The organism is Calditrichota bacterium (genome assembly GCA_014359355.1).
Lineage (GTDB): Bacteria > Zhuqueibacterota > Zhuqueibacteria > JANLFK01 > Oleimicrobiaceae > Oleimicrobium.
The window spans coordinates 1-3,389 of record JACIZP010000044.1 but is presented as its reverse complement, the minus strand read 5'-3'; the positions used below and the strand labels follow the sequence as shown (position 1 = coordinate 3,389).

The following is a 3,389-nucleotide window of genomic DNA, read 5'->3' as shown; positions in this document are numbered from 1 at the left end:
AGGTTCTGAGCTGGAGGGACGTCGTAGAGCGGTGTTGAGAGGAAAAGTGAAAATGGTGCGAAGTCTCGCACTCCGGGCTCTCATTCTTCTTGCTGCAGGTTTGGTGGCTCGGAACGTTCCGGCCCATGCTCAGGGGAATCCTTATACGATCGAGCTGACGCGCGGGCGACTCTGGCATTCCTTCTACCTGTCGCAAGAGTGTGAGCCGATGGCGGACTGGAGCAGAAAAACCTATGGTCTGGACTGGCCGGGCTTTGCCAGCGAGGAGATCAAGCAGAACATCGGCGGCCATCACACGTACCTTCTGGCCGGTGGCTTCTTTCTGACGGCGAAGACGGATACGGGCACCGTATGGGGGTGGGACAACTTTGCTACTCACGGCACGGATGTGGGTATCGAAGGTGACCAGTTCCGCTATCTGATAAGCAAGGACAGCAAGGGCAAGCCTGTTCACCGCAGGCGGTGGCAGGACGGCAACTATTGGTTGCTGCGGGACCCCTTCGAGGCAGAGGAGGTCATCGATACCCAGTGGGAGATGAACGGCGCCTGGTACCAACCATGGGACAACCAGAACATGCCAGTGCTGGTCAGGCGTACGGTGCGGCAGTGGTCAGGTTCTCGTGCTGATGAAGACTATGTGATCATCGAGTATGTGGTCAAGAACACGCAACGACGCAAGTCTTTGAATGGGGTCTATTTGCTTTTTACCTATGCCCTTTCGCCCAATCACCGCGGGTGGTCATTGGTGTTCCCGAACTTCCCAGAGGGGGCGCGCAACACCCACAGCGAGTGGGACCCAGAGCGTCGGCTGCTGACGGCTTGGGCTGGGGACTTTGCCCTCACACCCGGCAATGACGAATCCTTCGATTTCTTTCAGGAACGTGTCTATGATCCGGTTCAAGGCCGCGCGGTGGTCCGCTCACGTTTTCTTGCCCCGGGTTGTGTCGGGATCAAGTTCCTGTATGTATCTCCTGATACCAGCGGGCAGGCCAATCGCATCAACGGCTTTGCTTGGTCTGCTGCTCCACCCACGAATGACCACTCCGGACCCTTTCTCGGCGTTGCTGGCCTTACCAGCAAGTACGCCGCCATGGCCAACCCGCTTCTGCTGTCGGAAGCGTTCGCTGATCCCACCGACCCGCGCATGGGGCAGAACAGGCTCTATGCCAACTTTTCTTTGGGCCCCTACAACTTGGCGAGGGGCGATTCTGTGAAGGTTGTGGTGGCCGAGTTCGTAGGGGGTCTGCCCTACGAGAAGGCCGATAACCCCCTGCTGACCACAGCTGAGTTGCGCGCCGCCGGGGATTCGGCGGTCACCTATCTGGAGCAACGAGTGAGCTTCGCTTATGAGCATCAGTACACGGTGCCCATGCCTCCGCCTGCGCCGCGCTTTGTGGTCTATCCTGTTCCGGAGGGCGGTCGCGTAGGCAACGTGATCTCTTTCAGCACCGAGGTGGAGTCAGTCCCTGATCCGCATCACGGGGTGCCCGATGTGGCTGGGTACCGCATCTATCGCTCGGGCCAATTCCCCTTTGGGCCATGGAAGATGTTGGTGGATATCCCGGTTGGGGATCCACGGTTTTTCGATGCGGATTCGCAGCGCTACATTTACGTAGACTCTGAGGTGGCGCTGGGTTACGCTTTCTACTACTCGGTGACGAGCTATGACCACGGCTGGCCGGCGTGGGCCGTGGACCCCAGCTATGAAGTGCCGCCGCTGGAGTCGTCCATCTTCGCCAATCGCATGCGTCAACCATTCTACACCACGCTTCGCCCCACAGAAAAAAAACTGGACGAGGTGACGGTGGTTCCCAATCCATTCTATCGCAGCTCTGGATTTGAGCTTGCCGGGGACGTGAAGCTGATCCAGTTTGTGAACCTCTCGGAGGAATGCACCATTCGTATTTACACCGTGCGCGGTGATTTGGTCAAGACCATCCATCATCGTGATCCCTCGTCGGGAGTGGCCTTCTGGAACCAGATCAGCGACTATGGCCAATATGTGAAGAGTGGGATGTACTTTTTCCAGGTGACCAACCAGCAGGGTGAAGTCAAGTTGGGCAAGTTTGCCATTATCAATTGAGGCTTCCCATGCGTGGTGCAAAGTGGATACTCTTTGTCTGGCTGTTCTGGGGTGCGGGTGCAAGTGCCCAGGAGTTCGAAAAGATTGGCACCACGGGCTTCACCTTTTTGGAAATCCCGGTGTCTGCCAGGGTGTTGGCACTTGGTGAGGCGGGGACGACCCTTTTAGATGCTGGTGCTGAGGGAGTCTATTGCAATCCAGCTGCTATTGCCTCGCAGCCTACGCGTTGGGGGATCTACGTGGCTCATACTTCTTGGTACGTGGGAACAGCTCTCCGAGCAGCGGCACTGACCTGGGCCCAGGGGAAGTTTGGCACCGTCGGTGTGCACGCGCGCTATTTCGATTTCGGCTCAATGGAACGCACCACTAACCCCACCGCTGACCGGGTCGGCTCCTACATCAGCTTAGGCACCTACTCGGCAGGTGCCTATGCGCTGGGACTCAGTTACGCTCGATCCCTCACGGACAAGTTTAGCTTTGGCTGCACCGTGAAGTACGTGCGCGAGACGATCGATGTGTACAGCGCCGGCAACGTGGTGACTGATCTCGGGTTCTTGTACGACACCGGCTTTCGCACCCTGCGCATCGGCGCCTCTTTGCACAATTTTGGTCTGGACAGCAAATACGCCGAAGAGAAGTTCAAAATGCCGCAGATGCTGCGAATGGGGGTGGCTGCAGAGCTCGTGGGGTCGTCAGCGCGGGAGAACTATTTGACGGGTGTGGTTGAGGCAGTGCACCCGAACGATGCCAGCGAGCGACTCCACCTGGGGATGGAGGCGGTGCTTGGCGGTATTGGGATCGTCCGCGCCGGATACAAGTTCGGCTATGCGGATGAGGGACTTTGCCTCGGAGGCGGTTTGCGTCACAAGCTCTTTGGTACTTGCGTGAGGTTAGATGTGGGGTGGATGGAACATGCGAGTCTGAATGCAGCGCTCCTCTATTCGGTAGCGGTGGAGTTCTAAGCGATGGGCCCTTGGTGTACCAATAAGCCTGCTCTTTTGTGCTGGGGCCTCGCAGCCTTGTGGGGTGCGTCCTGGGCCATGGCCCAGGAGGGGAACGTGAGCCTGCGCATCGCTGGCTCGGTGCACGGCCAGACTGAAGCTTACCGCGTGGAGCGTGCGATCGGTATTGGGAGCGACCTGCAAATGCTCTTCCGGCTGCGGGGAGGCTTGTACGTCAAGCTGGGCGCAGGCTACGACTATCTGTGGTTGCGGCAGCGGGACGTCTTGGACGAATGGCAATGGGACTACTGGGAAAAGACGTACATCGACTTCCTCCCGGGCGCCAAGGCGCAACACGTCAACCA

3 protein-coding genes are annotated in these 3,389 nt (G+C 58.3%); all 3 read left to right on the top strand.

The window, feature by feature from the left end:
* The first annotated feature begins 52 nt into the window (after window positions 1–52).
* The gene (locus H5U38_02015; GenBank protein MBC7185788.1) at window positions 53–2,083 is read left to right on the top strand and encodes a T9SS type A sorting domain-containing protein; all 2,031 of its coding nucleotides are present in this window, start codon (window positions 53–55) and stop codon (window positions 2,081–2,083) included.
* An 8-nt stretch (window positions 2,084–2,091) separates the two neighbouring features.
* Window positions 2,092–3,045 carry a PorV/PorQ family protein gene (locus tag H5U38_02010; GenBank protein MBC7185787.1) on the top strand — a complete coding sequence of 318 codons (954 nt, stop codon included), beginning with the start codon at window positions 2,092–2,094 and terminating at the stop codon, window positions 3,043–3,045.
* Window positions 3,046–3,141: 96 nt separating this feature from the next.
* A partial coding sequence (locus tag H5U38_02005; GenBank protein ID MBC7185786.1) for a hypothetical protein occupies window positions 3,142–3,389 on the top strand: 248 nt, incomplete at its 3' end.

Excerpts from the sequence above, each read along its gene's own strand:
- H5U38_02015 (MBC7185788.1), top strand. The coding sequence starts at position 53 with ATGGTGCGAAGTCTCGCACTCCGGGCTCTCATTCTTCTTGCTGCAGGT.
- H5U38_02010 (MBC7185787.1), top strand. The coding sequence starts at position 2,092 with ATGCGTGGTGCAAAGTGGATACTCTTTGTCTGGCTGTTCTGGGGTGCG.